24 protein-coding genes are annotated in these 22,564 nt (G+C 67.8%); 5 read left to right on the top strand and 19 right to left on the bottom strand.

From position 1 onward, the window contains the following. Window positions 1–7 precede the first annotated feature (7 nt). The 12 genes from gspE to ACZ75I_RS10865 all read right to left on the bottom strand — a co-directional run bounded on the left by gspE (window position 8) and on the right by ACZ75I_RS10865 (window position 11,500). On the bottom strand, window positions 8–1,441 hold the full coding sequence (gene gspE, locus ACZ75I_RS10810; protein WP_472957844.1) for a type II secretion system ATPase GspE: 1,434 nt from the start codon (window positions 1,439–1,441) through the stop codon (window positions 8–10). Then, window positions 1,438–3,819 carry a type II secretion system secretin GspD gene (gene gspD, locus ACZ75I_RS10815; protein ID WP_472957845.1) on the bottom strand — a complete coding sequence of 794 codons (2,382 nt, stop codon included), beginning with the start codon at window positions 3,817–3,819 and terminating at the stop codon, window positions 1,438–1,440. Before gspD ends, gspE begins: the two co-directional genes overlap by 4 nt. Continuing rightward, window positions 3,816–4,343, bottom strand: a complete 528-nt coding sequence (gspM, locus tag ACZ75I_RS10820; protein ID WP_180866924.1) for a type II secretion system protein GspM — start codon at window positions 4,341–4,343, stop codon at window positions 3,816–3,818. Before gspM ends, gspD begins: the two co-directional genes overlap by 4 nt. Then, window positions 4,340–5,503 (bottom strand): type II secretion system protein GspL, encoded by a 1,164-nt coding sequence (gene gspL, locus ACZ75I_RS10825; RefSeq protein WP_472957846.1) that lies wholly within the window; start codon window positions 5,501–5,503, stop codon window positions 4,340–4,342. Before gspL ends, gspM begins: the two co-directional genes overlap by 4 nt. Continuing rightward, entirely contained in the window at window positions 5,500–6,405 is a 906-nt protein-coding gene (gene gspK / locus ACZ75I_RS10830) for a type II secretion system minor pseudopilin GspK (protein WP_472957847.1), read from the bottom strand. Before gspK ends, gspL begins: the two co-directional genes overlap by 4 nt. 9 nt (window positions 6,406–6,414) lie before the next feature. After that, window positions 6,415–6,852 (bottom strand): type II secretion system major pseudopilin GspG, encoded by a 438-nt coding sequence (gene gspG / locus ACZ75I_RS10835; RefSeq protein WP_005416799.1) that lies wholly within the window; start codon window positions 6,850–6,852, stop codon window positions 6,415–6,417. Between the two features lie 57 nt (window positions 6,853–6,909). Beyond that, window positions 6,910–7,491 (bottom strand): hypothetical protein, encoded by a 582-nt coding sequence (locus ACZ75I_RS10840; protein ID WP_180866912.1) that lies wholly within the window; start codon window positions 7,489–7,491, stop codon window positions 6,910–6,912. Between the two features lie 120 nt (window positions 7,492–7,611). Further along, entirely contained in the window at window positions 7,612–8,163 is a 552-nt protein-coding gene (locus ACZ75I_RS10845) for a hypothetical protein (protein ID WP_005416804.1), read from the bottom strand. Between the two features lie 59 nt (window positions 8,164–8,222). Then, window positions 8,223–9,203, bottom strand: a complete 981-nt coding sequence (locus ACZ75I_RS10850; RefSeq protein WP_180866910.1) for a FecR family protein — start codon at window positions 9,201–9,203, stop codon at window positions 8,223–8,225. A 69-nt stretch (window positions 9,204–9,272) separates the two neighbouring features. Beyond that, complete coding sequence (locus ACZ75I_RS10855; RefSeq protein WP_061479455.1) at window positions 9,273–9,803, bottom strand: RNA polymerase sigma factor; 531 nt, start codon at window positions 9,801–9,803, stop codon at window positions 9,273–9,275. Between the two features lie 16 nt (window positions 9,804–9,819). Further along, a complete protein-coding gene (locus ACZ75I_RS10860) occupies window positions 9,820–10,500 on the bottom strand; it encodes an STN domain-containing protein (RefSeq protein ID WP_065196405.1) in 681 nt (226 codons plus the stop codon). Between the two features lie 535 nt (window positions 10,501–11,035). After that, window positions 11,036–11,500, bottom strand: a complete 465-nt coding sequence (locus tag ACZ75I_RS10865) for an Lrp/AsnC family transcriptional regulator (protein WP_472959056.1) — start codon at window positions 11,498–11,500, stop codon at window positions 11,036–11,038. Window positions 11,501–11,627: 127 nt separating this feature from the next. Here ACZ75I_RS10865 and ACZ75I_RS10870 point away from each other — a divergent pair, with 127 nt between their 5' ends. The 5 genes from ACZ75I_RS10870 (at window position 11,628) to ACZ75I_RS10890 (ending at window position 15,907) form a co-directional block, all read left to right on the top strand. Continuing rightward, complete coding sequence (locus ACZ75I_RS10870; protein ID WP_472957849.1) at window positions 11,628–12,359, top strand: AzlC family ABC transporter permease; 732 nt, start codon at window positions 11,628–11,630, stop codon at window positions 12,357–12,359. Continuing rightward, window positions 12,356–12,670: an AzlD family protein gene (locus tag ACZ75I_RS10875; protein ID WP_134968986.1), complete on the top strand. Its 315-nt coding sequence runs from the start codon at window positions 12,356–12,358 to the stop codon at window positions 12,668–12,670. Before ACZ75I_RS10870 ends, ACZ75I_RS10875 begins: the two co-directional genes overlap by 4 nt. A gap of 591 nt (window positions 12,671–13,261) precedes the next feature. Then, entirely contained in the window at window positions 13,262–13,816 is a 555-nt protein-coding gene (locus ACZ75I_RS10880; protein WP_472957850.1) for a ubiquitin family protein, read from the top strand. A gap of 136 nt (window positions 13,817–13,952) precedes the next feature. Next, window positions 13,953–14,381 carry a PAS domain-containing protein gene (locus ACZ75I_RS10885; protein ID WP_472957851.1) on the top strand — a complete coding sequence of 143 codons (429 nt, stop codon included), beginning with the start codon at window positions 13,953–13,955 and terminating at the stop codon, window positions 14,379–14,381. After that, complete coding sequence (locus tag ACZ75I_RS10890) at window positions 14,378–15,907, top strand: diflavin oxidoreductase (protein ID WP_472957852.1); 1,530 nt, start codon at window positions 14,378–14,380, stop codon at window positions 15,905–15,907. Before ACZ75I_RS10885 ends, ACZ75I_RS10890 begins: the two co-directional genes overlap by 4 nt. Before the next feature lie 93 nt (window positions 15,908–16,000). Here ACZ75I_RS10890 and ACZ75I_RS10895 read toward each other — a convergent pair whose 3' ends face one another. The 7 genes from ACZ75I_RS10895 to ACZ75I_RS10925 all read right to left on the bottom strand — a co-directional run bounded on the left by ACZ75I_RS10895 (window position 16,001) and on the right by ACZ75I_RS10925 (window position 22,561). After that, window positions 16,001–16,669, bottom strand: a complete 669-nt coding sequence (locus tag ACZ75I_RS10895; RefSeq protein WP_180866893.1) for a sulfate/molybdate ABC transporter ATP-binding protein — start codon at window positions 16,667–16,669, stop codon at window positions 16,001–16,003. Further along, window positions 16,659–17,342, bottom strand: coding sequence for a molybdate ABC transporter permease subunit (gene modB, locus ACZ75I_RS10900; protein WP_006371078.1), 684 nt, complete (start codon window positions 17,340–17,342; stop codon window positions 16,659–16,661). The genes ACZ75I_RS10895 and modB overlap by 11 nt, the downstream gene beginning before the upstream one ends. Window positions 17,343–17,345: 3 nt before the next feature. Beyond that, window positions 17,346–18,089 (bottom strand): molybdate ABC transporter substrate-binding protein, encoded by a 744-nt coding sequence (gene modA, locus ACZ75I_RS10905; protein WP_346476486.1) that lies wholly within the window; start codon window positions 18,087–18,089, stop codon window positions 17,346–17,348. 19 nt (window positions 18,090–18,108) lie between these two features. Next, a complete protein-coding gene (locus ACZ75I_RS10910) occupies window positions 18,109–18,885 on the bottom strand; it encodes a helix-turn-helix domain-containing protein (protein ID WP_143993736.1) in 777 nt (258 codons plus the stop codon). A gap of 11 nt (window positions 18,886–18,896) precedes the next feature. Then, entirely contained in the window at window positions 18,897–20,111 is a 1,215-nt protein-coding gene (locus tag ACZ75I_RS10915) for an oxygen-independent coproporphyrinogen III oxidase (RefSeq protein ID WP_346476485.1), read from the bottom strand. Between the two features lie 195 nt (window positions 20,112–20,306). Next, window positions 20,307–21,638, bottom strand: a complete 1,332-nt coding sequence (locus ACZ75I_RS10920) for an MFS transporter (RefSeq protein ID WP_472957853.1) — start codon at window positions 21,636–21,638, stop codon at window positions 20,307–20,309. A 23-nt stretch (window positions 21,639–21,661) separates the two neighbouring features. Continuing rightward, a complete protein-coding gene (locus ACZ75I_RS10925; RefSeq protein ID WP_065185686.1) occupies window positions 21,662–22,561 on the bottom strand; it encodes a peptidylprolyl isomerase in 900 nt (299 codons plus the stop codon). Window positions 22,562–22,564: the final 3 nt, after the last annotated feature.

Genomic DNA, 22,564 nt, shown 5'->3' on the forward strand with positions numbered 1-22,564 from the left:
GCAAGCCTCAGTCGTCGCCAGTAACGCGCAGAATCTCTTCCAGCGTGGTCACCCCACTGTCGACCCAACGCTGGCCATCCTGACGCAAGGTCCGCATGCCGGCCCGCAGCGCCGCCTCGCGCAGTGCAGGTTCACCCTGCCCTTCATGGATCAACGCGCGCGCGCGGTCGTCCACCACGAACAACTCATGGATGCCGGTGCGTCCCCGGTAGCCGCTATTGGCACAGGCCGTGCAACCCACTGCGCGCCATACGGTCCGGCCTTCGCCGTCCACCTCGGCACGCCGGCACTGCGTACACAATCGCCGCACCAGTCGCTGCGCCAGCACACCACGCAACGACGAGGCCAGCAGGAAGGGCTCCACGCCCATGTCGGCCAGGCGGGTCACCGCCGAGATCGCATCGTTGGTGTGCAGCGAAGCCAGCACACCGTGCCCGGTCAGCGACGACTGCACCGCGATCTGTGCGGTCTCCAGGTCACGTATCTCGCCGATCATGATGGTGTCCGGGTCCTGGCGCAGGATCGCGCGCAGCGCGGTGCCGAAGCTCATGCCGATGCGCGCGTTGACCTGGATCTGGCCAATGCCGGCAAAGTCGTACTCCACCGGATCTTCCACGGTGAGGATATTGCTGGTGCTGCTGTCGAGCTGGCCCAGCGCGGCGTACAGCGACGTGGTCTTGCCGCTGCCGGTCGGCCCGGTCACCAGCACGATCCCGTGCGGCTGCCGGATCAATCCGGTGAACGTGGCCAGGGTGTCATCGGCCATGCCCAGGCGCTGCAGCTGCAGGCGGCCGGCATCCTTTTCGAGCAATCGCAGCACGGCGCGCTCGCCATGCCCGGTCGGTACCGTGGAAACACGGATGTCCAGCGGCCGCCCGCCCACGCGGATCGCGATGCGCCCATCCTGTGGCAGGCGCTTCTCGGCAATGTCCAGGTGGGCCATGATCTTGATGCGCGACACCAGCGCTGCGTGCAGTGCGCGCCGAGGCTGCACCATGTCGCGCAGCGTGCCGTCCACCCGGTAGCGCACCACCGAATGGGTCTCGAACGGCTCGATATGCAGATCGCTGGCACCGTCGCGTGCAGCCTGTGCCAGCAGCGCGTTGATCATGCGGATCACCGGCGCATCATCCTGCGCATCCAGCAGGTCGGTGACCTCCGGCATGTCCTGCATCAGCCGGTCCAGATCGACTTCACTTTCGGCGGCACCGACCACGGCCGCGGCATCACCACCGTCACGGTACTGCTCACCCAACCGCTGCTGCCAGGTCGCCGCATCCAGGGCCTGGAACGGAAGCGGGCCATGCCGGCGGCGCAGCTCGGCCACGGCCCACGCCGCCGTGTCGGCCGTGCCGAGCAGCACCGGTTCGCCACCGGCTTCGGACAGCATCACGCCGTGGCTGCGCACCCAAGCGTATGGCAGCGGCACAACGGCGCTCACGGCCCGATCACCAGTTCCGGCGTGTAGCCCAGCCCGCGCAGCTGCTGCAATGCCGGATCCAACTTCGCCGGATCACGCGGCAGCCGCACGCGCAGGCGTTGCCCACCCTCGCCCGGCGTCGCCTCCGCGTAGGCCTGCAGGCCCAGCGCCCGCACCTGCGCCACGCCCTTGCTGGCACGGCTCGGCTCCAGCCCCTGTGCGAACTGCACCAGCTGCGCATCGCCGTCACCGGCCGGATACAACGCTGCCAGGCTGGTGTTCTGCAACGGCTGGCCGTGGCCATCGCGCGCATTGCCCTGGCCGAGTACCGACAGGTCCTGCGGTGGCAGCTGCGGCGCCGACAGCGCGGGCAAGGCCCAGCTCTGTACGGGCTGCGCGCCGGCCTGCGCATTGCGCATGTAGTCGTAGCGGTCGCGGGTCAGGCGCTGTCCGGCGGCCGGGTCGCGTACCACGTGCGGGCGCAGGAACACCATCAGGTTGGTCTTGGCGCGCTTGCGCGTGTCGCTGCGGAACAAGGCGCCCAGCACCGGGATCTTCCCCAGCCCCGGCACCGCATCACGGCCATGGCTGACGCTGTCTTCCAGCAGGCCACCGAGCACCATGATCTGGCCATCGTCCAGCAGCACGCTGGTATCGAGTGCGCGCTTGTTGGTGATGATGCCGGCCGTGCTGTTCGCGCTCTGCGCGTCGATGCTGCTGACTTCCTGGTAGATGTCCAGCTTCACCGTACCGCCCTCGGAAATCTGTGGGCGCACCCGCAGCTTCAGGCCCACGTCTTCGCGCACGATGGTCTGGAACGGGTTGTTGCTGCCGCCGCCACCGTCGGTCACGTAGCGGCCACTGACGAACGGCACGGTCTGGCCGACCATGATGCTGGCTGCCTCGTTGTCCAGCGTCATCAGGTTCGGTGTCGACAGGATGTTGGCGCCGCCCTTGCTCTGCAGCGCAGTGGCCAGCGCCTTCATGTTGAGGATCTGGCCGACACCGGGCAGGTTGATGGTGCCGTCGATCACGCCGATCTTCAGGCCATCCTTGGGCAGCACGTCCAGCGTGGTACGCGCACCGGTATTGAGCCCGCTACCGCCGGTGGCGCCACCGAAGTGGGTGCCGCCAAAGGTACGGCCATTGCCCAGCATCCACTGCACGCCCAGCTCGGCCGCGTCGGTCTGGTTGACCTCCACGATCAGGCTTTCCACCAGCACCTGCGCACGGCGCTGGTCGAGCTGGTCGATCACCCGCCGAAGGTTGCGGTACACCGGCTCCGGCGCCGAAATCAGCAGGGTGTTGGTGGCCACGTCCGCCTGTACCGAAATGCCGTTATGGCTGAAGCCGGTGCTGCCGGCGTCGATCGGGTCGCGGCGGTTCGGGTCCAGCCGCTGCGATTCCAGCGCATTGCCACCGGTCTTGGCCTGCTGCGCCTGCAACGGCTGCGCCGGCGTGGCGCGGTTGGCGTCGCCGGGCAGTGGCGTGATGCCTTCGTTGCTGCCCATTGCCGGTGCATCGCTCTGCCCGGCCACCACGCCGCGCAGCACACCGGCCAGCTGGTTGGCCTGGGCGTTGCGCAGGTAGACCACATGCAGGTTGCCGGACTCGTCCTGCGCGCGGTCCAGCTTCTCCACCAGCTGCCGCGCCAGGCGGGTGCGACCGGGGCTGCCCGAGCGCAGCAGCACGCTGTTGCTGCGCGGGTCGGCCATCACCACCACCTTCTGGCCCGGCTCGGCGCCCTGCGCATCCAGCAGCGGCGCGACCATTGCCGCTACATCAACGGCAATGCCCTGCTGCAGCTTCACCACATCGGTGTCCATGCCGGCCGGCGTGTCGACGCTGGCGATCACCCGCGCGATGCGCTCCAGGTTGTCGGCGTAGTCAGTGATCACCAGGGTGTTGTTGCCTGGATTGGCGGTGATCGGATTGTCCGGGCTGATCATTGGCCGCAGCACAGCCACCAGCGCCGCCGCATTCTCATAGCGCAGCGCAAACGTACGCGTGGCGATCTCGCCCCCTGCACCACCACTACCCACCCGGCCACCGAGCAGCTTGGCATCGGCCTGCGGCACCACCCGGCTGACGCCGCCGTTCTCGACCACGGCGAAGCCTCTCATGCGCAGTGCGCCCAGCAGCAGCTGGTAGGCCTGGGTACGACTGACCGGGCCATCGGAAACCACCGTCATCTTGCCGGTCACGCGTGGGTCGACCAGGAACTGGCGTCCGGTGAAGCGCGCCGCCATGCGCAGCACACCACCGATATCGGTATCCACCAGGTTCAGCTGCACCGGCTCATCGCCTGTGTCCTGCGCCGCCACCGCCGCCGGCACGTGGGCCATGCCCACGATCAGTGCCAATGCGGCACTGCAGGCAAGGCTGCGCATCGCCCTCATGGATGGGCACCCGCAGGAGCCACCATCACGATGTTTCCGGAAATCCTTGCCGCCGGCATGTTCGCATCCCCTGTGCGTGTCAATTGCAACTGCTGCAACTCGATGGCCGGGTCGGCCAGCAGCGGCAGCAGCCAGTTCCATAGCGCATCGGCGGGTACAGCCCGTACCTGCAGGTGCCAGCACCCGTCGCGCGCTTCGATATGCAGGCCGCCAGCCAGACCGGCGGACTTGATCTGGTCACGCAGCCCGGCGAGGGTCGGATGCTGGCCCTGCGCCAGCTGCTGGCGCTCACGGGCGCGCAGCAGCGGTGCCAGTGCGCGATGCTGCGCCTGCAGCCGTGGCAGTTCGGCCTGCCAGTGCGTGCGCTGCTTCAGCAGGGGCTCCAGCCACAGCGACCACAGGCCCGCCACCAGCAGCGCCACCACCATCACCCACAGCATCAGCCGGTCGCGCGGTGGCAGGCGTTGCCAGCGCTGCTGCAGGCCCGCCAGCCCCTCGCCCAGCCGCAGGGTTCGGGTCGTCACTGTCCCGCTCCGCTCACCCGCAGGCGTCCACCGGCGTCGCGCGCCAGCTGCAGCCCCTGCGCCTGCATCGCTTGCTGCCAGTGCTCAAGCCGCTGTGGATCGTCGGCCAATGCCTGGGCATCGGCGTCCAGCTCCAGGTACACCTGCCCGGGTTGGTAGTGCAGGCTGTGCACCTGACCCGCCAGCTCCGGAACCGCATGCAGCGTGCTGGCGACCTGACGCTGCAGCGCCGGCAACGGCGGCGCTGGCGGCGGAACCGCCAGCGCTCGCCTTGCCTGCAACACCGGGTCCACCACGTCGGTGATCTCCGGAAAGCGTGCGCTGAACTGCCGTGCCATGTCCTGCTGCAGCGCCTCACCCTTGACCCGCCAACGCGAGACCTGCCACTGCAGGCCAAGTGCAGCCAGCAGCACCGCCGCCAGTGCCAGGCCGATCGCCAGTCGCGGCGCTTGACGGCCTGCGCCGGGCAGCGGCAATGACCACCCCGGCAAAGGGCCACAGGCCTGCTGCTCATGCGCGACTGCGGTGCCCGGCAGGCTGTCCGGCCACGCCGGCGGTACGCTGTCGATCCATTGCACGGCCCGCACGCCGGCCTGTTGCAGGCGGGTGGCCAACGCCTGCATCACCGCAGACGCGTCACGTCCGCCATACCATTGGACAAGTCCCCGATCGCGCCCGCTGCGCACCAGCAGATGCTCGCCGCTGACCTGCAGCGTGGCGTGGCCGTCCTGCCAAGGCAGCAGCAGTGGCGTCGGATACAACGCCTGCAGCTGCAGCGCACACGAGGCCAGCAGCTGCTGCGCCTGCGCGATGGCCTGCTGGCCGAGCCAGGCCACCGGAACCGTACCGTCTGCCGCCTGCGCACCGTGGGCCAGCGCCACCTCCTGCAGGTCATCCAGCAGCATGGCCTCCACCTCGCCCTGCAACGCCGCCTGCAGGCGGCGCCCGGACAGCGGCGGCAGCTGCAGTTCCAGCAGGATCAGGTCGTTCGGATCAAGGCAGGCATGCACCGTGGCCCGCGGATGCCGCAGACCCAGCGCGGCCAGCGTGTCGCGGCCGTGTGCCACTACCTCGTCCTTGTGAAGCTGCGCCCAGTCCACCGCGCTGTCGGCGCGCAGGTGCGCCAACGGCGGCAGGCGCACCCGAAGCTGCACAGTCATGCGCCGATCCTCGTCCACACCCGTTGTACACGTACCCCGTCGTCGCGGTACTCGCGCCAGAGCAGCGCGCGAAAATCAACCGCGCTGCCGTCAGCCTGCACCCGGCCCACGGCCAGGAACCACTCGCTATGGATACCCAGCGGAAGCACGGCCATCTGTTCGTTGCTCAGTTCGAGTCGGTTGGCGATGTCACCGCGGTTGAGCAGCCAGTGGCCGGCGTCGCGCTCAGCGAGCAGCGCCTGCAGCCTTGCCGGCTCCACCGAAGGCGCCACCGCCTGCAGGACGCTCAGGTCGCAGGTGTTGGCGTTGACCAGGGTCTGCGCCGGCAACACCACGGTGCGCCGCGCCAGCGCCTGCAACGCCACCGGGTCGGCGCCGGCCAGCGCCTGTTCGATCAGTGATTCGCGCGGCAGCGGCGCCTGCGCCGGCATATCGCCGTCGCGCAGGCGGGCCTGGATGTGGTCCACCGCGGATGCGCAGGTGCCCTGGCCCAGCCCCTGCCCGGCACACAACGCGACGAACGCGCCCCGCGCCTCGGGGTCCGGCCTGCCCTGTGCCAGCAGGTTGCGCAGGTTGAACATCGACTGCGCATCGACCAGTTGCAGCTGCACCGGCAACGGCGCCTGCAGTTGCAACGGGCGCGCCCAGCGCCCGCTGCGCACCGTGGTCAGCTGTTCCTGGACATCCTCACGCAGCTGCTGCGCCGCACGCTCCAGCGTGGCATCCACCGCCATGCGTACCTGTGCGCGCAACTGGTCGCCGCGCAGCGCGCGCAGCTGGGCCGACTGCCGGGTCAGCAACGCAGTGGCAATCACGGCCACCAATGCCACCACCAGCAAGGCGACGATCACCGCCACGCCACGCTGGTGGATGCACGAAACCGAACGCGTCGGGGCTGCCATCAGCACGCCTCACAGCTGCCAGGAGCCGATGTCTGCGTTCCCGGCGTCGCCACCGGGCTTGCTGTCCGCACCCAGCGAGAACACATCGATGTCGCCATGAGTGCCTGGAACCTGGTACTGGTACGGATGGCCCCACGGGTCATTCGGCAGGCGATCCAGGTACGGCGTCACCGGCAACGCACCACTGCCCTGCGGCGGCTTCACCAGCGCCTGCAGGCCCTGTTCGGCACTGGGATATCGCCCATTGTCCAGCTTGAACAACTTCAGCGCCTGCATCAGCGCCGCGATGTCCTGGCGCGCCGCCACCACGCGCGCCTGGTCCGGACGGTCCATCAACCGCGGCACGATCAGCGCGGCAAGGATGCCGATGATCACCACCACCACCATGATCTCGATCAGGCTGAAGCCCTGCTGCCGAGCCCTGCGACCACCTGCCTGCCTTGCCATTGTTCCGCCCTCGTCATCCTGGAAGCGACCGCTGCACCATGGTCAGCGGTGCATGTGTCAGTACGATAAACATCCGCCTGCGATTCGCTGCGCGGTTGCCTGTACGGGCGCACGTGCAGCCGGCACGCGTGCCGCCTCGAGCAGGTGCGGCGGCACGCTGGCCAGTGTTTGGTCGATGCACTCGCGCAGCAACGGATGCACGCACGCCTGCAGCAGGCGCACGCACTGTGTCGGCGACCACGCGGTGCCGTGGTCGAGGCCGATGAACATGCGGTAGGCCTGGTGGTAGCGCAGGTCGTCGTACACACGCTGCGCACTGTTGAGGTCACGCACGATCACCAGCAGGGCCGCACGTTGCAGCAGTCGCGCATCGGCTGCGCCAAGCGGCAGCGCGCTCATGGCCGCGTCGGGCCAGGGCGACAGCCGCAGGTCGAGGGCCTTTCGAAGTGCCGCCAGTGGATGCGCACTGCTGTCCAGTGCCGCCCAGCGTGCCGCATCCGCCCAGGCGTCACTGGACAGCACCCAGACCCACGAGCGCCCGTAGCGCTGTACGTTCAGTGGCGTGTGCCGTGCCTGCTCCAGCGACTGGCTCAGGTGGCGGTCCAGCTCCAGCATGCTGATCCTGCGACTGTCTTCCATCTGCGCCGCTCGTGTTCCGCGACGCATGGTGCGTCGTACTCTGGAGAAGACGTCAGCAAGGCAGGTGAAGCGACACCGCGAATGCAGTTCTGTGCACGGGGTGGCGCTTCATCGACAACGTCATCGCAGCGTCATCCGCCTGCAGGCTTCGCGCTGCAGCCGCGGCGCGTCACCCCCACAACGCCGGGCCAGTACCGCCACGTCGCTGCGGGCAGCGAATGCGACCAGTGCATCGGTCATGTCCACGTCATCGCACCATGACGCCAGCGCGACGCGCAGCGCGGGCAGCTGCCACCCGTCCATCACCCCATGGGCGCCCGCCACGAACCAGTGCCAGAGCCGATGATGCAGTACCTGCTCATGCAGCTGCGTGAGATCGTCAATGCCATGGATGTCCGCCAACAGCAGTGCGCGTGCGAGCGCCGCAGGCGGCAGCGCACCGGATTCAACCAAGGGCATCTCCTGCTGCTGCAGCCGCAGCAGCATCGCCAGTGGGTGTGACTGCGGATTGAAGTCCAGCAGCACCGCCTGCTGCTGCCACTGCGCGTCAGACACCACGCACACCCAGGGCGAACCATAACGATGCACCATCAGGGGCCTTCGCTGGGTGGTTTCCAGCAATGCAGACAGATTGCGACGCAGATCGAGCACACCGATGGTCTCGTTGCGCATCCTTGGCCTCTCCTCGCTTGCAACAGCCTGGCTGCGGTGCGCACGGCCAGCGCCTTCATCTATCCAAGGACGGCGATGCCACCCGGAAAGCGACGCAGATCCAGCGACATCGTCAGTCGCAGCTGCTCCAGCGCCGCATCCGGATCATCGATGCGGAAGCGGCCACTGACCGGCGCGCGCGCCAATGCCGATTCACCCAGCAGTACCTTGCCCCGCCGGTAACGGTTGATCTCGTCCACCACCTCGCGCAGCGGTGCACGGCGGAAGACCAGCATGCCTTCGGTCCAGGCACTCACTTCCGAAGCCACGGCCTCGGCCACGACGCCACTGAGGCGCTCGTCGAACCGGGTCTGCTGGCCGGCCTGCAGCTGCAGGCGGCCCTGCGGGTGCTCGATACGGGCGCTACCCTGCAGGCAGGTCACCCGTACCTGGCCGTGGGTGTTGCGCACGTCCAGGCGCACCGCACCTTCATCGGCAATCACGCAACCCGGGCCCGCGAACAGTGCCAGGCGCAGGCCAGCACCGGTTTCGATCGCGGCCTGGCCCTGCACCAGCTCGAAGCCTTCGCCCTGCGCGTGCGCGCGGCGGCGCAGGCTGCTCTGCGTATCCAGTTCGATCTTGAGCTGCGGCGAGGGCGCGATCTGTAGTCGTTCACCGGTGCCGGTGTGGAAATCGGCCGCCATCGCCGTCACCGACGGCCACAATCCCAGCGGCGGGCGGAGCGCCGCCACCACCACCAGACTGGCCGGCGCCGCCACCGCAGCGCCCAGGAAGGCGCGCCGGCTCCAGCGCTGGGCCGGCGTCGGCGCGACCGGTTGGCGCGCGGCGGCGGGCAGTCGCTCGCCGGCCAGCCGCACCTGCTCCCACTGCCGGCGCGCACGGCCAAACGCTTCACGATGACGCGGGTCGGACTCGCACCATGCACGGAACCGGCGCCCATCGGCAGCGGTCGCCTCGCCCGAGGTCAGCCGCACCACCCACGCGTGGGCCTGACGCTCAACGGCATCCAGCGGGCGTTGCGGGCGGTCGTCAGGATCCATGGGAGCTCATGCCGGACCCGCACGCTGCGGGGTTCTGCTCGGCGTCAAAGTGTAGACGGATGCCGTCGCTCAGAACCGCACCTGGCGCCCCTGCCCACTGCGTTCGGCCAGGTAGTCCTGGGCTGCCTTCAGCTCCCGCTGCACCAACCGCAGCGACACACCGAGGTGGTCGGCCACGTCACGCTGCTGCAGGCCATCGACGCGGATCGCCAGCAGGATGCGGCGACGACGCTCGGGCATGCGCTGCAGCAGGCCGACCATGTCTTCCAGCGCGAAGTCGAGCTCAGCCGCCTGTGCCGGCCCCGGCCCCGGGTCGGCCATGTCCATCAGCGTATCCACCTCCTCCAGGCTCAGCAGGCGGTGGTCTGCCCGTTGGCGGTCGATCACGGTGTTCATCGCCATGCGCAGCAGGTAGGCCGCAGGGTTCTGCACCGCGTCCAGGCGGTCACGTCGCGCACTCAGGCGCATCCACGTGTCCTGCAGCGCGTCGCCGGCCAGCTCTTCCGATCCGAGCTTGCGCACCAACCGGCGTTTCAGCTCGTCGTAGGCACCCAGAAGGTGGTCCATCAGATCAACCGCCCCAGCCGTACCGTTGTTCATGTTCGAATCCTTGAAGTCATGGAAGGGGCGCGCGCCGGCCGCAGTCGTGGTCGGTGCCGGAAGGACGGATCTGCAGCGTCACCGGCTGTGGCAGCGCGGCGGCCTCGGCCGCCAGCACCAGGCCGTGCAGCGCCTGCAGCAGGCGTGCGTCGCGGCGATCACTGCCACTGCCGGACAGCAGCTCGGGCTCGCTCACCTGGCCCGCGCCGTCGATGCGGAAGCGCAGCGTTGCGGCATAGCGGCCGGGCGCAATCTCCGGGTCGTCACAGAACGCCGCACGCAGCCGCTGCTGCAACCCGCCGTAGCGACGCCGGCGTTCGGCCTCGGGAAGCCCCGCGCCAACATCGGGTTCCGCGGCCGAGGGCTTGCCCCGGCGCAGCACCACACGCTGCTCGCCGATCACCTCGGCCTCGATCCCGGTGTCCTGCAGCAGCGACTCCAGCGCCACAAGCGGCGCCAGGCTCCCGCGCAGCGCATGGCTGCTGCGGCCCGAAGCAAGGTCGCCGGGGTACATCACCGACCACCCACTGATGACGCTGAAGCGCTCGACCGCCTGTTCCAGCGGCTGCGCAGGGATGTCGTAGGCATGAACCGCGTCCTGTGCGGCAGCGGCAAAGGACAGCAGCAGCCATGCGGCGATGGCCACCTTCCAAGTTCTGACCGCGTGGTGTCCATTCAGCCCCCTGACGTAGAACACATGACCCTCGGCAGCGACAGCAGCTGCAGTGGACGCGCACCACGACCGGAACCCCGGCCCGCGCGCGACCCGCAAGCGGGCTCAAACCGTACCGGGGGCACATGTCATTGCGATGACCGCCGCCCACGGGCGACGTGGAGCCAGGCTCCGTGAACCCAGTCACCCATCAGGAATCAATGAATCGAACAGACCATGCTATCTATGCACGGGGGTCAGAGCCCGTTGCGAAGCAACGGGATCCGACCCCGTACCGACCCAAACGTGTCGACCAAGGTCGACACCCACCAGGAGCAGCTCATGCCGTTGCGGCAGATCATGGAAATCTGTCGAAGGCGGGGTGGGTCCGGTTGCGGGGGCGTGAGCCGCATGGATGCGGCGACCGAGCTTACATGGACGTACTTGCAGCGTCCCCCGCAACCGGACCCACCCCGCCATCCCTCAGCAGGCCCGCTGTTGCTGTTGCTCCTGAGGTTGCCGGCCAGCGGCCGGCACTACCCGCGGGTGCCGGGTGCAACCCGGCCGCAAACCCCATCCCTCAAAGCGGCAACTGGGTCGTCTGCTTGATCCGCTGCATCGGAATCTCGGTCTTCGTGTTCTGCACCCCGGCGATCCGGTTCAGGTGCTGCATCTGGAACTGCCGGTAGGCATCAAGATCAGCCACCGCCACCCGCAACAGGAAATCGCAGTCGCCCGCCATCAGATGGCATTCAAGCACTTCCGGGAAAGACTTGATGCTGTTGATGAAGTGATTGGTGGTGTCCTCATCCTGCCCGCGCAGCCACACCCGCACGAACACCGTGAAGCCCCGCCCCACCTTGGCCTCGTTCAACAAAGCCACGTAGCGGTCGATGTAGCCGCCCTCCTCCAGCAGCCGCACCCGGCGCAGGCACGCCGACGGCGACAGCCCGACCAGACGGGCCAGCTCCAGATTCTGCAGTCGGCCGTCGCGCTGCAGGGCGGCGAGGATGCGGCGATCCAGGTTGTCGAGCTGGTACTGCATGAAATTTCGTCCTGGTCGACTCTGGCCGCATGGAATATCAATCATTCCGAATCCAGTGGCATCAACGCAACCCGATTTCGCGATCGGACCGCTAGCATGGGCCACCCCCATCTCGTTGTGCCGTTCCATGGACGCCCGTACCACCCTCCCCCTGCCCGACGCCTGCGACACGGCCCCGCGTGCCGAATTCCTGCGCGGCCTGCGTGCCGCCGTGCCGGTGATGATCGGCTTCATTCCGTTCGCCCTGGTGCTCGGCGCGCAGGCGGCCCAGAAGGGCCTGAGCGCACTGGAAGTGCCGCTGATGACCGGCCTCAACTTCGCTGGCGGCTCGGAGTTCGCCGCCGTCGAACTGTGGACCTCGCCACCGCACATCGCACTGATTGTGGCCATCACCGCACTGGTCAACAGCCGCCACCTGCTGATGGGCGCCAGCCTGGCCCCACTGCTGCAGCACCTGCCGCGCCGTCGTGTGCTGCCGGCGCTGTTCTTCATGTGCGACGAGAGCTGGGCGCTGGGTGTGGCCGACGCGCGTCGCCGCGCACTCGGCTTCAGCCTGGCCTACTACCTGGGCGTTTCGGCAGGGCTGTACACGGTCTGGGTGGCCTGCACGGCACTGGGCGCGATCGTCGGGCCGATGCTGGGCGACATCCACGCCTATGGCTTCGACATGGCCTTCCCCGCCGTATTCCTGGTGCTGCTGCGCGGCATGTGGCAAGGCATGAAAGCGGCGCGGCCGTGGCTGGTGAGCCTGGTGGTGGCCGCTGCCACCTACCTGCTGATTCCGGGCGCGTGGTACGTGGCCAGCGGCGCCCTGGCCGGCCTGGCGGCTGCCTGGCTGCTGGCGGAGGACGCAGCATGATCTTCAACGGACTGATCCACTGGACCTCGGTGCTGACCATCGTGCTGATGGCCGCCGCCACCTACCTGACCCGCATCGTCGGCTTCCTCGCCCTGCGCAACCGCACGCTGAGCAAGCGCGCAGTGACGGTGATGGAAGCCGCACCAGGCTGCGTGCTGATCTCGGTGATCGCCCCGGACTTCGTCGCCGACAAGCCCGCCGACCTGGCCGCGCTGGCGATCACCCTGCTGGCCGCCACGCGGCTGTCGATGCTGCCGACGGTGCTGATCGGCGTGGTCTCGGCGGGTGTGCTGCGCTATTCGATGGGCTGACGCGCCCGCGACTTCCCCACATGATGTGACTGGAGGCGCAAGTGTCGCCATTGGCGCGACCTGCGCATGTCTCTGGCGCATCGAATGTGGCCCGGAGCCAACTACTGCAAGTGTTTGAAACAATTCCGATTGTCTGATCGAGCCAGAGTCGATACGCATTGACTACCGAGCCAGCGGGTTGAGCTGATCGGTCAATCGACGTCAAACCTGGAGCGTACCAATGAGCAATCTACGAGCAATCGTGGCGGCAATCGGTATCACCTTCATCTCTGCTGGCGTGCTGCTCCCCTGATGCAGCGCCGTCAGCCCAAGCGTACCCAACCGGGCTCCGCCCTCGCGCTCTATGCTGGGCTGACGGCAATCCTTCTGGCCACAAGTGCGTGCCAATCCATCCAACTGCCTCCCCGGGACCTGGTCAGTCCCGATGGAGGGTATGCCACCCTGCTGCGAGGCCCATCCTCACATCTGAAGATCAGCACAGTGTCGGTGCTACCCGGCCCGGAAAGCTCGGAGTATCCCAATCGGTCCATCGAGTGCGGGTGGTCATCCGTCGCAACTCGACTTCTCTGGGCAGATGGAGCGCTTTCGGCCATGCAAGCATCACAGCTCTGCGAGGCCGCTGCACGATCCGCTGGACTGCCGCTCCAAGCCAATGGGCAGGAACGGACGCCTGTGCATTATCAGCTCACGATCGTAAGTGACGGAGGCGGCATCTGGCGACAACTGCCAGGACCAGAGCGGCCGGGCCAGGTGGTCAGCTTCTGGTTTCCCTCCAGCCCGGACGCTGATTCGCTGCGCAGGCGCGTGATCGCCACCACCGCGCATGAGTTCCAGCATATCGCCACCGCATTGTCAGGCCAGCCTCGGCGCGGCCGGCAACGGGAACCAGACGCCTATCTGGCTGGCGCATGTGCGCAGCTATTGATCGAAGGCACCCTTGCGCGCGCGAACCTCCCGGGCGGACACGATCCGCGAGCTGATCCGTTCCTGCCATCTGCTGCCAGACGCTCCGCGCACGCGGGCAGTACGACCGGGGCAGCACTGCTGCGGTTCTTCGGTGACGCAGACACCTTGCACATCAAAGAGGGAGGTCGCCACCTCGTGCAGCATTGCCACGAGACGATCGGCTTTCCCCTGCAGCAGTGAACGCTCCCTGCGACACCCGGTCGCAGCCTGCCGAACCACCCGCTTGACCAATGTCAAACCGCCCGCTGCCACGCGGGCGTATTCCTATGCAGAACCCGAACACGCCGGCACTGCCGGCCTCTACAAGGACCCTGCGATGAGCTACTCCCCCGACAACGCCCAGCTTGTGAATGCGCTGCAGAACGTCATGGTGATCTCCACCACCGACCTGCAGGGCAACATCACCTACGCCAATGACCTGTTCTGCACGCTCACCGGCTTCGCCCGCGAGGAAATGATCGGCCAGCCGCACAGCATCGTGCGCCACCCGGACGTGCCCAAGGCGGTCTACAAGGACATGTGGGACACCATCAAGGCCGGCAAGACCTGGACCGGCATCGTGCCCAACCTCGGCAAGGGCGGCGTGCTCTACGTAGTCGACACCACCGTGCAACCGCTGTTCGACGGCGACGGCAACATCACCTCCTACATCAGCATCCGCCGCGTGGTGAACGACCTGATGCAGAACTACGACCTGGTCGAGTTCAGCAAGGAAAAGTTCGACGACTTCTACGAGGCCGCGTGAACGCCCTCCCGACCAGTACGCCCTTCAGCCGCCTGCTGGTGGGTTTCGCGTCCGAGTCGGGCAATGCCCGCGCCCTGGCCCAGCGCCTGGGCGCGGGCCTGCAGCCGCACGGGCCGCAGGTGCTCCCGTTCAACGACATCGACGTGGCCAGTCTCGGCCACGGCGATGTGCTGCTGGCGATTTCCAGCTCGTTCGGCGATGGCGAACCGCCAGCCAACGGCGAACAGTTCTTCGAAACACTGCGCCAGACCCCGACGCTGGCTGGCCTGCGCTATGCGGTGTTCGGCCTGGGTGACACCGGCTACCCCAACTTCTGTGGCTTCACCAAGGCGCTGGATGCTGCGCTGAGCGAGCGCCAGGCGCAGCCGCTGCTGCATCGGGTGGACGCCGACCTGGGTTACGAGCAGTTCTTCCAGCAATGGCAGCCGGTACTGGGCCAGGTGCTGGAGGGCGACCTAAACGCTGGCCACGACCTGCACCTGCAGGTCACCGCCTATGGCGAAGACAATGCCTTTGCCGCCCGCATTCTCGAACGTCGCCGCTTGAACAGCAGCGACCCCGCTGCCTGGCACCTGCAGCTGGACATTGCCGGCAGTGGCATGGCCTACCGCGCGGGTGACACCCTGCACGTGGTGCCCGAGAACGATCCCGCCCTGCTGCAGGCATTGGCTGCCTGGTATGGCGACACCGCCGCCGTGGCCGCCCTGCACGACCGCGAGCTGCGCCTGCTGAGCAAGGGCGTGCTGCGCGAACTGGCCAGGCTCAGCGGCAGCGAGGGATTGAAGCGCCTGTTGAAGGTCAGCCAGAAGTGCGAGCTGGACGCCTACCTGCATGGCCTGGACCTGCTGGACGTGCTGCAGGACCACGCCACGCCGGACAGCGTGCCGCTCGCCCGGCTGCGCCAGCTGCTGTCACCGCGGCTGCCGCGCGCCTATTCCATCGCCTCGCACCCGTGCGACGACCAGCTGAGCCTGTGCGTGCGCGAAGTGCGCTACACCCTGCGCGGCCGCGAGCGCTTCGGCACTGCCACCGGCAGCCTGCTGCATGGCGGCGACCACGCCCGGGTGTACTGCCGTTCCAACCCTGGCTTCCACCTGCCCGATACCGGCCAGGCACCGCTGCTGCTGGTCGGCACCGGCACCGGCATCGCACCGTTGATGGGCCTGCTGCAGGAACTGCAGGCCAACGGCTGCGCACGCGAGGTGCACCTGGTGTTGGGCGAGAAGCACAGCAAGCACGACTACCTGTACCGCGACCAGCTGCAGGACTGGCATACCCGGGGCGTTCTGGCTGGCCTGCATACCGCGTTCTCGCGCGATGGCGTCGAAAAGGTCTATGTGCAGCATGTGCTGCAGCAGCGTGCCGCCGAAGTGCGCGACGTATTGGCCCGGGGCGGGCATCTGTACCTGTGCGGCAACAAGCGCCACCTGGAAGGCGCGGTGCGCGAGGCCATCGATGCCATCGGTGGCGAAGGGCGCTGGGACGCGTTGCGGGGCGAAGGCCGCACGCACTGCGAGCTGTATTGATCCGTAGATCCTGTAGAGCCGAGCCCACGCTCGGCTGCTTTTCGCAACACCGCCAACAGCAGCCGAGCATGGGCTCGGCTCTACAGGTGCAGGTCAATCGCAGACGATACGCCCGTCCACCACGCGCGCCACCTGCTGGCCGAACATGGCCACGTCCTGCGGGTCGTGGCTGATCAACAACAACGGGATCCCGGTCTTGTCCAGCACTGCCTCCAGCTCCTGGCGCAGGTGCTGGCGAAGGTCATGATCCAGTGCGGAGAACGGTTCATCCAGCAGCAGCGCCTGCGGTTGCGTCACCAGCGCCCGCGCCAGTGCGGTGCGCTGGCGCTGCCCGCCGGAAATCTGCGAGGGCAGCAGATCACCCACGGTGTCGATGCGGAAGGCCTGCAACCACTGCTCCACCGCATCGAAGCGCTGGCCCACGCGCGGATTCAACCACCCCTTCTCCAGCCCGAACGCCACGTTCTGGCGCACGCTCAGGTGCGGGAACAACGCGTAATCCTGGAACACATAGCCCAGCTGGCGGCGCTGCGGCGGCAGATCCACACCGGTGGCCGCATCGAACAGGGTCTGCCCCTGCACGCGCACATGACCCTGGCCCGGCCGCAGCAGCCCGGCCACCGCCTTCAAGGTCAGGCTCTTGCCCGCGCCCGAAGGCCCGAACAGCACCACCTGGCGCTGCGTGCACTGCAGCGATACATCCAGCACGAATGCCTGGCCGGCCGCCTGCAGGCGGCGCTGTACCTGCAGGTCAAGCCACATCGCGCAGCTCCCGGCGACGCCCGCCCACCAGCCGCGCGGCCAGCAACAGGATCACGATGCAGACCACCGAGGTCAGGATCACCAGCGCATTGGCCTTGCCGTCCTGGCCGGCCTGTACCGCCTCGTAGATGGCGATCGACAACGTCTGCGTCCGGCCCGGAATGCTGCCGGCCACCATCAGCGTCGCGCCGAATTCGCCCATCGCGCGCGCAAACGCCAGCAGCAGGCCGGCGAGGATGCCGCGCCACGCCAGTGGCAGCGTGATGCGGAAGAATACAGCCGCTTCGGACACACCCAGCGTGCGTGCGGCCTGCTCCAACTGCCCGTCCACTTCCTCGAACGCCGCGCGTGCCGGCTTGAACACCAGCGGCAACGAGGCCACCGCCGCAGCGATCACCGCGGCCTGCCAGGTGAACACCAGATTGATGCCGAACCATGATTGCAGCCACGCACCGATCGGACCGTTGCGACCGATCAGCACCAGCAGGTAATAACCCAGCACCGTCGGCGGCAGCACCATCGGCAGGGTCAGCAGCGAATCCAGCAGCTCGCGCCCGGGGAAACGACGGCGGGCCAGCAACGCGCCCAGCGCCACACCCAGCACCAGATTGATCGCGGTGGCCCAGCCGGCCACCTTCAGCGACAGCCCCAGCGCGCTCCAGTCCAGATCCATGCGTCAGGGCTTGCCGAATCCGTGCCTGGCCAGGATCGCCTGACCCTGCGGCGAACGCACGAAGGCAGCGAAGCGCCTGGCTTCCGCCGGCTGCGTACTGGCCTTGGTCACCGCCAGCGGATAGGCAATGCGCCCTGCCACCGGCACCGCGAAGGCACGGCGCACGCGGTTGGGCATCGCCTGCGCATCGGTGGCATAGACGAAGCCGGCATCCACTTCACCGCGTGCCACGTAGTCCAACGACTGGCGCACGTTCTGCGTGGTGATGGCCTTGCCCTGCACCGACGGCCACAGGCCCGCCGCTTCCAGCGCGCCCTTGGCATAGCGGCCGACCGGCACGCTGTCCGGGTTGCCCAGTGCGATGCGCTGCACACCGGCACCGGCCAGGTCCTTCAAGGTACGCGGCGCGGCCTTGGCCTGCGGTGGCACCACCACCCACAGCGCATTCACCGCGAACACCTCGCGGGTACCGGCCGCCAGCAGGTCCTGCTGCTGGGCCTGGTCCATCGTGGTTTCGTCGGCCGAGGCGAACACATCCACCGGCGCGCCGCGGCTGATCTGCTGCAGCAGCACGCCGGAGGCGGCGAAGTTGAAATCCACCTTGGTTCCCGGGTGTGCCTTCTCATAGGCGGTGCCCAGTTCGCGGAAGCTCTCGGTCAGGCTCGATGCCGCCGACACCGTCAGCTCAGCCGCCCAGGCCGGCACCGTGGCCAGCAGGCCCAGCAACAACAGTCCAGCTCGCTTCATCGTCGGCTCCCGGCCAGGTTCAGTTCGGATCGGATTCGTCGGCCACCGCCAGCGCGGCCAGGCGCTCGGGCTGCAGCAGCAGGATCTCACGCTGCTTCACCGCGATGATCCCATCATCGCTCAGGCGGCGCAGCACGCGGCTGGCGGTTTCCGGCGCCATCCGCAGGTAGTTGGCGATCTCGGTACGCGCCATCGTCAGGTTGAAGCGCGTGGCAGAAAAACCGCGCCGCGCGTAGCGCTCGGACATGTCCAGCAGGAATGCGGCCATGCGCTCTTCGGTACGGTGGTTGGCGGCCAGCGTGGCGACCTTGCCGATCTCCGCACTGAGCAGGCTGAACAGCTTGGCCTGCAGCCCGGGCATGCGCGTGGCCAGCGAGCTCAGCTTTGGGAACGAGATGCGGCACAGATGCACCGTATCCAGCGCCACCGCATTGCAGGGGAAGCGCGAACCGTGGATCGCATTCAGGCCGATCACTTCGCCCGGCAGGCTGAAGCCCAGCACCTGCTCGTTGCCCTGGCTGTCGTCGACGAAGGTCTTGACCATGCCGGCGCGCACCGCAGCAATCGAATCAAACGACTCGCCAGCGCGGAAGATGTAGTCACCCGCATGGAACGGACCGACGTGGTCGACCAGCACGTGCAGATCGCCCAGTGCGGTCTTGTCGTAGCCCTGCGACATGCATGCGTCGGAGAACGCACAGGTGCTGCAGAAGTGCAGTGCGTCGCCATCATCGGCGGCGGCGGGGTTGGGTGTGGCCCGGCCGAGACGGCCCTGCGAAGGCGGAATTGAAGACATCGGGGCAAGACTCAAGCGATGGCGGCCGCCGGCCGGAAGCATGCGGCCATCATACGCCACAGCAGGCGCCCTTCTTCGGCCAGGCGCAGTACGCGCGCATCCCACTGCGCCCAGCCGCGTGCCAGCAACGGCGACAACGCGGGCAGCTGTTCGGCAAAACACTCCTCGAACGGTTCATCGTTGCGCCACTCGAAGGCAGCCGCATCGAGGGCGTGGTCACAGGCGATGCTCTGCGCCACTTCGGCCACCAACCGCTCGTCCTCGGACAGGATCAACCCGGCAGACACGCCCATGTGCCCGGCCTGCAGCCGCGCACGCCATTCGCCCAGTTCGTCCTCCAGCCGGTAGAACACCTCGCCGATCTGGCTGCAGGCGGACAGCCCAAGCCCGATGAAATCGCTGCGGTCGCGGCGTGGCACGCCGGCCAGGTCACAATGACGCTGGCCATCGCCCGGGCCATGCGGGATCGGCAGGTCGCCGCGCTGGTAGTGGTCACCACCGATCGGTTCGTAGCCGGCTGCGCGCAGCAGGCGCCAACTCTGCAGCCATCGTGCCGCCGAGGGATGCTCTGGCAGCGCGCAAGGCGCCGGCAGCAGGATGCGCTCGGGCGCTTCGGCCAGCACCTCATGCAGTCGTTCGATGAAGCCGGTATCCGCGCTGCCGGGCACCCGCAACTGGTAGTATCGCGCGGTAAAGCCCACCTGTCGCGCATGCGCCAGCAGCGTCGGCCCGGGTGCATCGGCGCGATCAATCACGTTCAGGCGGGTGCAGCCCACCGCACGCAGTTGTGCCGGCGCCAGCGCGCTGCCCGCGTCCAGCCGCACCTCCACCTGTGGCCGCGCCACGGTGCGCAAGTACTGCGGCACGGCATCCAGCAGCTGGCCCAGCTGTGGTGGCGGCAGCGTCTCGGCCAGCCCCAACTGCAGCACCATTGCCACCACCTCGCGATCTTCAGCCAGCGCGCCGGCCTGCAGGCGCAGCGCCAGCAGCAGGGTGTCCAGATACGCCTGCGGTGGCACGTCGCGCCCGCCACGACCCGCCTGGAAGCCGAGCGTCAAACCACGCGGGATCAGGTGCTCGTTGCTGGCGCGCACGGCGGCGCGCCACCCGCTTTCGCCAAAGCCGGTACTGAACTGGTCAGCCGGCGGAAACAGCACGTGCCGTGGCTGCCGCAGCAATGCCGCCTGCAGCGCAGTGTCCTCGCTCTCGTCAACGTGGAAGCTCATGGCAGACATCTTCGGGCGTTCCTCTTCGCGTGGCCCTGATTGAAATCAAGCGTGGCGCATCTGATGGTTCCTGCCGGCCAGCGGCCGATACTACCCTTTCACCCACCACTCGGTCGTGCCGGCCGCTGGTCGGCATCACCCCTTCACCCGCCGCGTATCGTCCTGGTAGTGCCGGCCGCTGGCCGGCAGCACCCTTCACCCGCCGCGCACCCGCTCGGCGGCGGCCGCGTCGATGGCTTCGGGCAGGTCGGTTTCGCGGTCGATCTGCGGGAAGTGGCGACGTTCCATGCGGCGGATCGCGAAATGCATCCACGCCAGTGCAGCCGCCACCAGCACGAACAGCAGCATGAAGCAGCTGCTCCAGATGCCCACCGCATCGTTCAACGCGCCAAACACGATCGGCAGGACGAAGCCACCCAGGCCGCCGATCATGCCGACCACGCCGCCCACCGCGCCCACATGCCTGGGGTAATACACCGGAATGTGCTTGTAGACCGCGGCCTTGCCCAGCGACATGAAGAAGCCCAGCACGAACACCAGCACGGTGAACATCACCACGCCGATGGCCAGATGGAGATGGAGCGGCCCGTGGATACCCTTCACCACATACTCGGTATCCGGGTAGGCCAGCAGGAAGGTGCAGATGGCCGACACGCCGAAGGTCCAGTACATCACCCGGCGCGCGCCCATCCGGTCCGACATCCAGCCACCGACCACGCGGAACAGGCTGGCCGGGATCGAATAGCACGCCGCCAGCATGCCGGCGTGGCCCACGTCCATGCCATAGGCGCCAACCAGGTAGTGCGGCAGCCACAACGCCAGCGCCACGAAGCCGCCGAAGACGAAGAAGTAGTACAGCGAGAACCGCCATACCTGCAGGTTCTTCAGTGGTGCCATCTGCTCGGCGAACGGCACCGGCTTCACGCCTTCGCGGCGGCGCTGTTCCAGAGACGGGTCTTCCTTGCTGAAGAGGAAGAACAGCACCGCAGTGACCGCCAGCGCGACGGCCCAGACCTTGGCAACCATGGTCCAGCCGGCCGCCACCATCACCAGCGGCGCCAGCAGCTTGGTCACCGCCGAACCGATGTTGCCGGCACCGAAGATGCCCAGCGCAGTGCCCTGCTTGCTGGCCGGGAACCACTTCGAGACGTAGGCCACGCCCACCGAGAAGTTGCCGCCGGCGATACCCACGCACAGCGCGGCAACCAGGAACTGGCTGTAGGTCTGTGCGTAGGTCAGCATCCAGGTAGCGACTGCACCACACAGCATCACCAGCACCATCACCTTGCGGCCACCGAACTGGTCGGACCAGATGCCGAGGAAGACGCGGCTGACCGAGCCGGTCAGCACCGGCGTGGCGATCAACAGACCGAACTGGGTGTCATTCAAACCGAGCTGTTGACTGATCTGGATACCAATGATCGAGAAGATCATCCACACCGCAAAGCACACGGTGAAGGCGAACGTGCTCAGCCACAGCGCACGTTGCTGCTGCCCGGCACTGGCGGGGGCAAGGGCCTGGTTCATGAATTTTCCTCGTTCAAAGGGGTTCAGCCGATATCCGCTTCGGCTTCGATCTCATCCAGCCCGCGCACCGGGTAGCGTTCCTGCAACTGCAGCAGGTAGGCCTGCACCTCGCGCTGCCGCACCTGCAACTCCAGGTAGTCACGCAGCTGCGGCAGCACGGCCTCGAACGGCTGCGGCTGGCCTTCCTCGCGGGCATCGACGCAGACCACGTGGTAGCCCCAGCGCGATTCCACCGGGAAACCGGCCAGGCCTTCGCGCAGGCGGAACACCTGTCGGTCGAACTCCGGCGTGGTCTGCCCACGCTGCAGCCAGCCCAGGTCACCGCCTTCGCTGCTGGACGGGCAGCGTGAATGACGCAGGGCGAAATCGGCGAACAGGTGCGGCGACTCCTTCAGCAGTCCGAGCAGCCGCTCGCCCTCGGTGCGTGCAGCGAAGCGCCCGGCCACGTCGTCGGCCGGTGCGGCCAGCAGGATATGGCGCAGGCGCACACGGTCGGGGGAGCGGAAGCGCTCCGGGTTCTGCTCGAAGTAGCGCCGGCAGTCTTCATCGGTCGGCACGCGGTCTTCGATCGCGTCTTCCAGCAGCTGCTGGATCAGCACTTCCTCGTCACTTACCCGGTTACCCTCCGGCGCCTGCAGGCCCAGCCGCTGCGCTTCCAGGCGCAGCAGTTCGCGCACCACCAGTGCGCGTGCCGCTTCGGCACGTGACTGTTGCGGGCGCATCGCCCGGTGGTGCTGCATCTCGCGGGCGATGTCGGCCTCGCTGATCGCGGTCTCGTCCACGAACAGCCGGCACGGTGCCGGCTGCCCGAGCGAACGCGGCCCCTGCGCCGCCGCGTCATGGTGGTGCGAATGCGCCTCGGCGGGAACCGGTGCGGCGGAGTCGATCACGGTAATCGGCAGGAATTTCGGCAGGCTGCGCATGGT

The organism is Stenotrophomonas sp. X, assembly GCF_055721025.1.

Excerpts from the sequence above, each read along its gene's own strand:
- gspD (WP_472957845.1), bottom strand. The coding sequence starts at position 3,819 with ATGAGGGCGATGCGCAGCCTTGCCTGCAGTGCCGCATTGGCACTGATC.
- gspL (WP_472957846.1), bottom strand. The coding sequence starts at position 5,503 with ATGACTGTGCAGCTTCGGGTGCGCCTGCCGCCGTTGGCGCACCTGCGC.
- gspK (WP_472957847.1), bottom strand. The coding sequence starts at position 6,405 with ATGGCAGCCCCGACGCGTTCGGTTTCGTGCATCCACCAGCGTGGCGTG.
- gspG (WP_005416799.1), bottom strand. The coding sequence starts at position 6,852 with ATGGCAAGGCAGGCAGGTGGTCGCAGGGCTCGGCAGCAGGGCTTCAGC.
- ACZ75I_RS10840 (WP_180866912.1), bottom strand. The coding sequence starts at position 7,491 with ATGGAAGACAGTCGCAGGATCAGCATGCTGGAGCTGGACCGCCACCTG.
- ACZ75I_RS10845 (WP_005416804.1), bottom strand. The coding sequence starts at position 8,163 with ATGCGCAACGAGACCATCGGTGTGCTCGATCTGCGTCGCAATCTGTCT.
- ACZ75I_RS10850 (WP_180866910.1), bottom strand. The coding sequence starts at position 9,203 with ATGGATCCTGACGACCGCCCGCAACGCCCGCTGGATGCCGTTGAGCGT.
- ACZ75I_RS10855 (WP_061479455.1), bottom strand. The coding sequence starts at position 9,803 with ATGAACAACGGTACGGCTGGGGCGGTTGATCTGATGGACCACCTTCTG.
- ACZ75I_RS10865 (WP_472959056.1), bottom strand. The coding sequence starts at position 11,500 with ATGCAGTACCAGCTCGACAACCTGGATCGCCGCATCCTCGCCGCCCTG.
- ACZ75I_RS10870 (WP_472957849.1), top strand. The coding sequence starts at position 11,628 with ATGGACGCCCGTACCACCCTCCCCCTGCCCGACGCCTGCGACACGGCC.
- ACZ75I_RS10875 (WP_134968986.1), top strand. The coding sequence starts at position 12,356 with ATGATCTTCAACGGACTGATCCACTGGACCTCGGTGCTGACCATCGTG.
- ACZ75I_RS10880 (WP_472957850.1), top strand. The coding sequence starts at position 13,262 with ATGCAAGCATCACAGCTCTGCGAGGCCGCTGCACGATCCGCTGGACTG.
- ACZ75I_RS10885 (WP_472957851.1), top strand. The coding sequence starts at position 13,953 with ATGAGCTACTCCCCCGACAACGCCCAGCTTGTGAATGCGCTGCAGAAC.
- ACZ75I_RS10895 (WP_180866893.1), bottom strand. The coding sequence starts at position 16,669 with ATGTGGCTTGACCTGCAGGTACAGCGCCGCCTGCAGGCGGCCGGCCAG.
- modB (WP_006371078.1), bottom strand. The coding sequence starts at position 17,342 with ATGGATCTGGACTGGAGCGCGCTGGGGCTGTCGCTGAAGGTGGCCGGC.
- modA (WP_346476486.1), bottom strand. The coding sequence starts at position 18,089 with ATGAAGCGAGCTGGACTGTTGTTGCTGGGCCTGCTGGCCACGGTGCCG.
- ACZ75I_RS10910 (WP_143993736.1), bottom strand. The coding sequence starts at position 18,885 with ATGTCTTCAATTCCGCCTTCGCAGGGCCGTCTCGGCCGGGCCACACCC.
- ACZ75I_RS10915 (WP_346476485.1), bottom strand. The coding sequence starts at position 20,111 with ATGAGCTTCCACGTTGACGAGAGCGAGGACACTGCGCTGCAGGCGGCA.
- ACZ75I_RS10920 (WP_472957853.1), bottom strand. The coding sequence starts at position 21,638 with ATGAACCAGGCCCTTGCCCCCGCCAGTGCCGGGCAGCAGCAACGTGCG.
- ACZ75I_RS10925 (WP_065185686.1), bottom strand. The coding sequence starts at position 22,561 with ATGCGCAGCCTGCCGAAATTCCTGCCGATTACCGTGATCGACTCCGCC.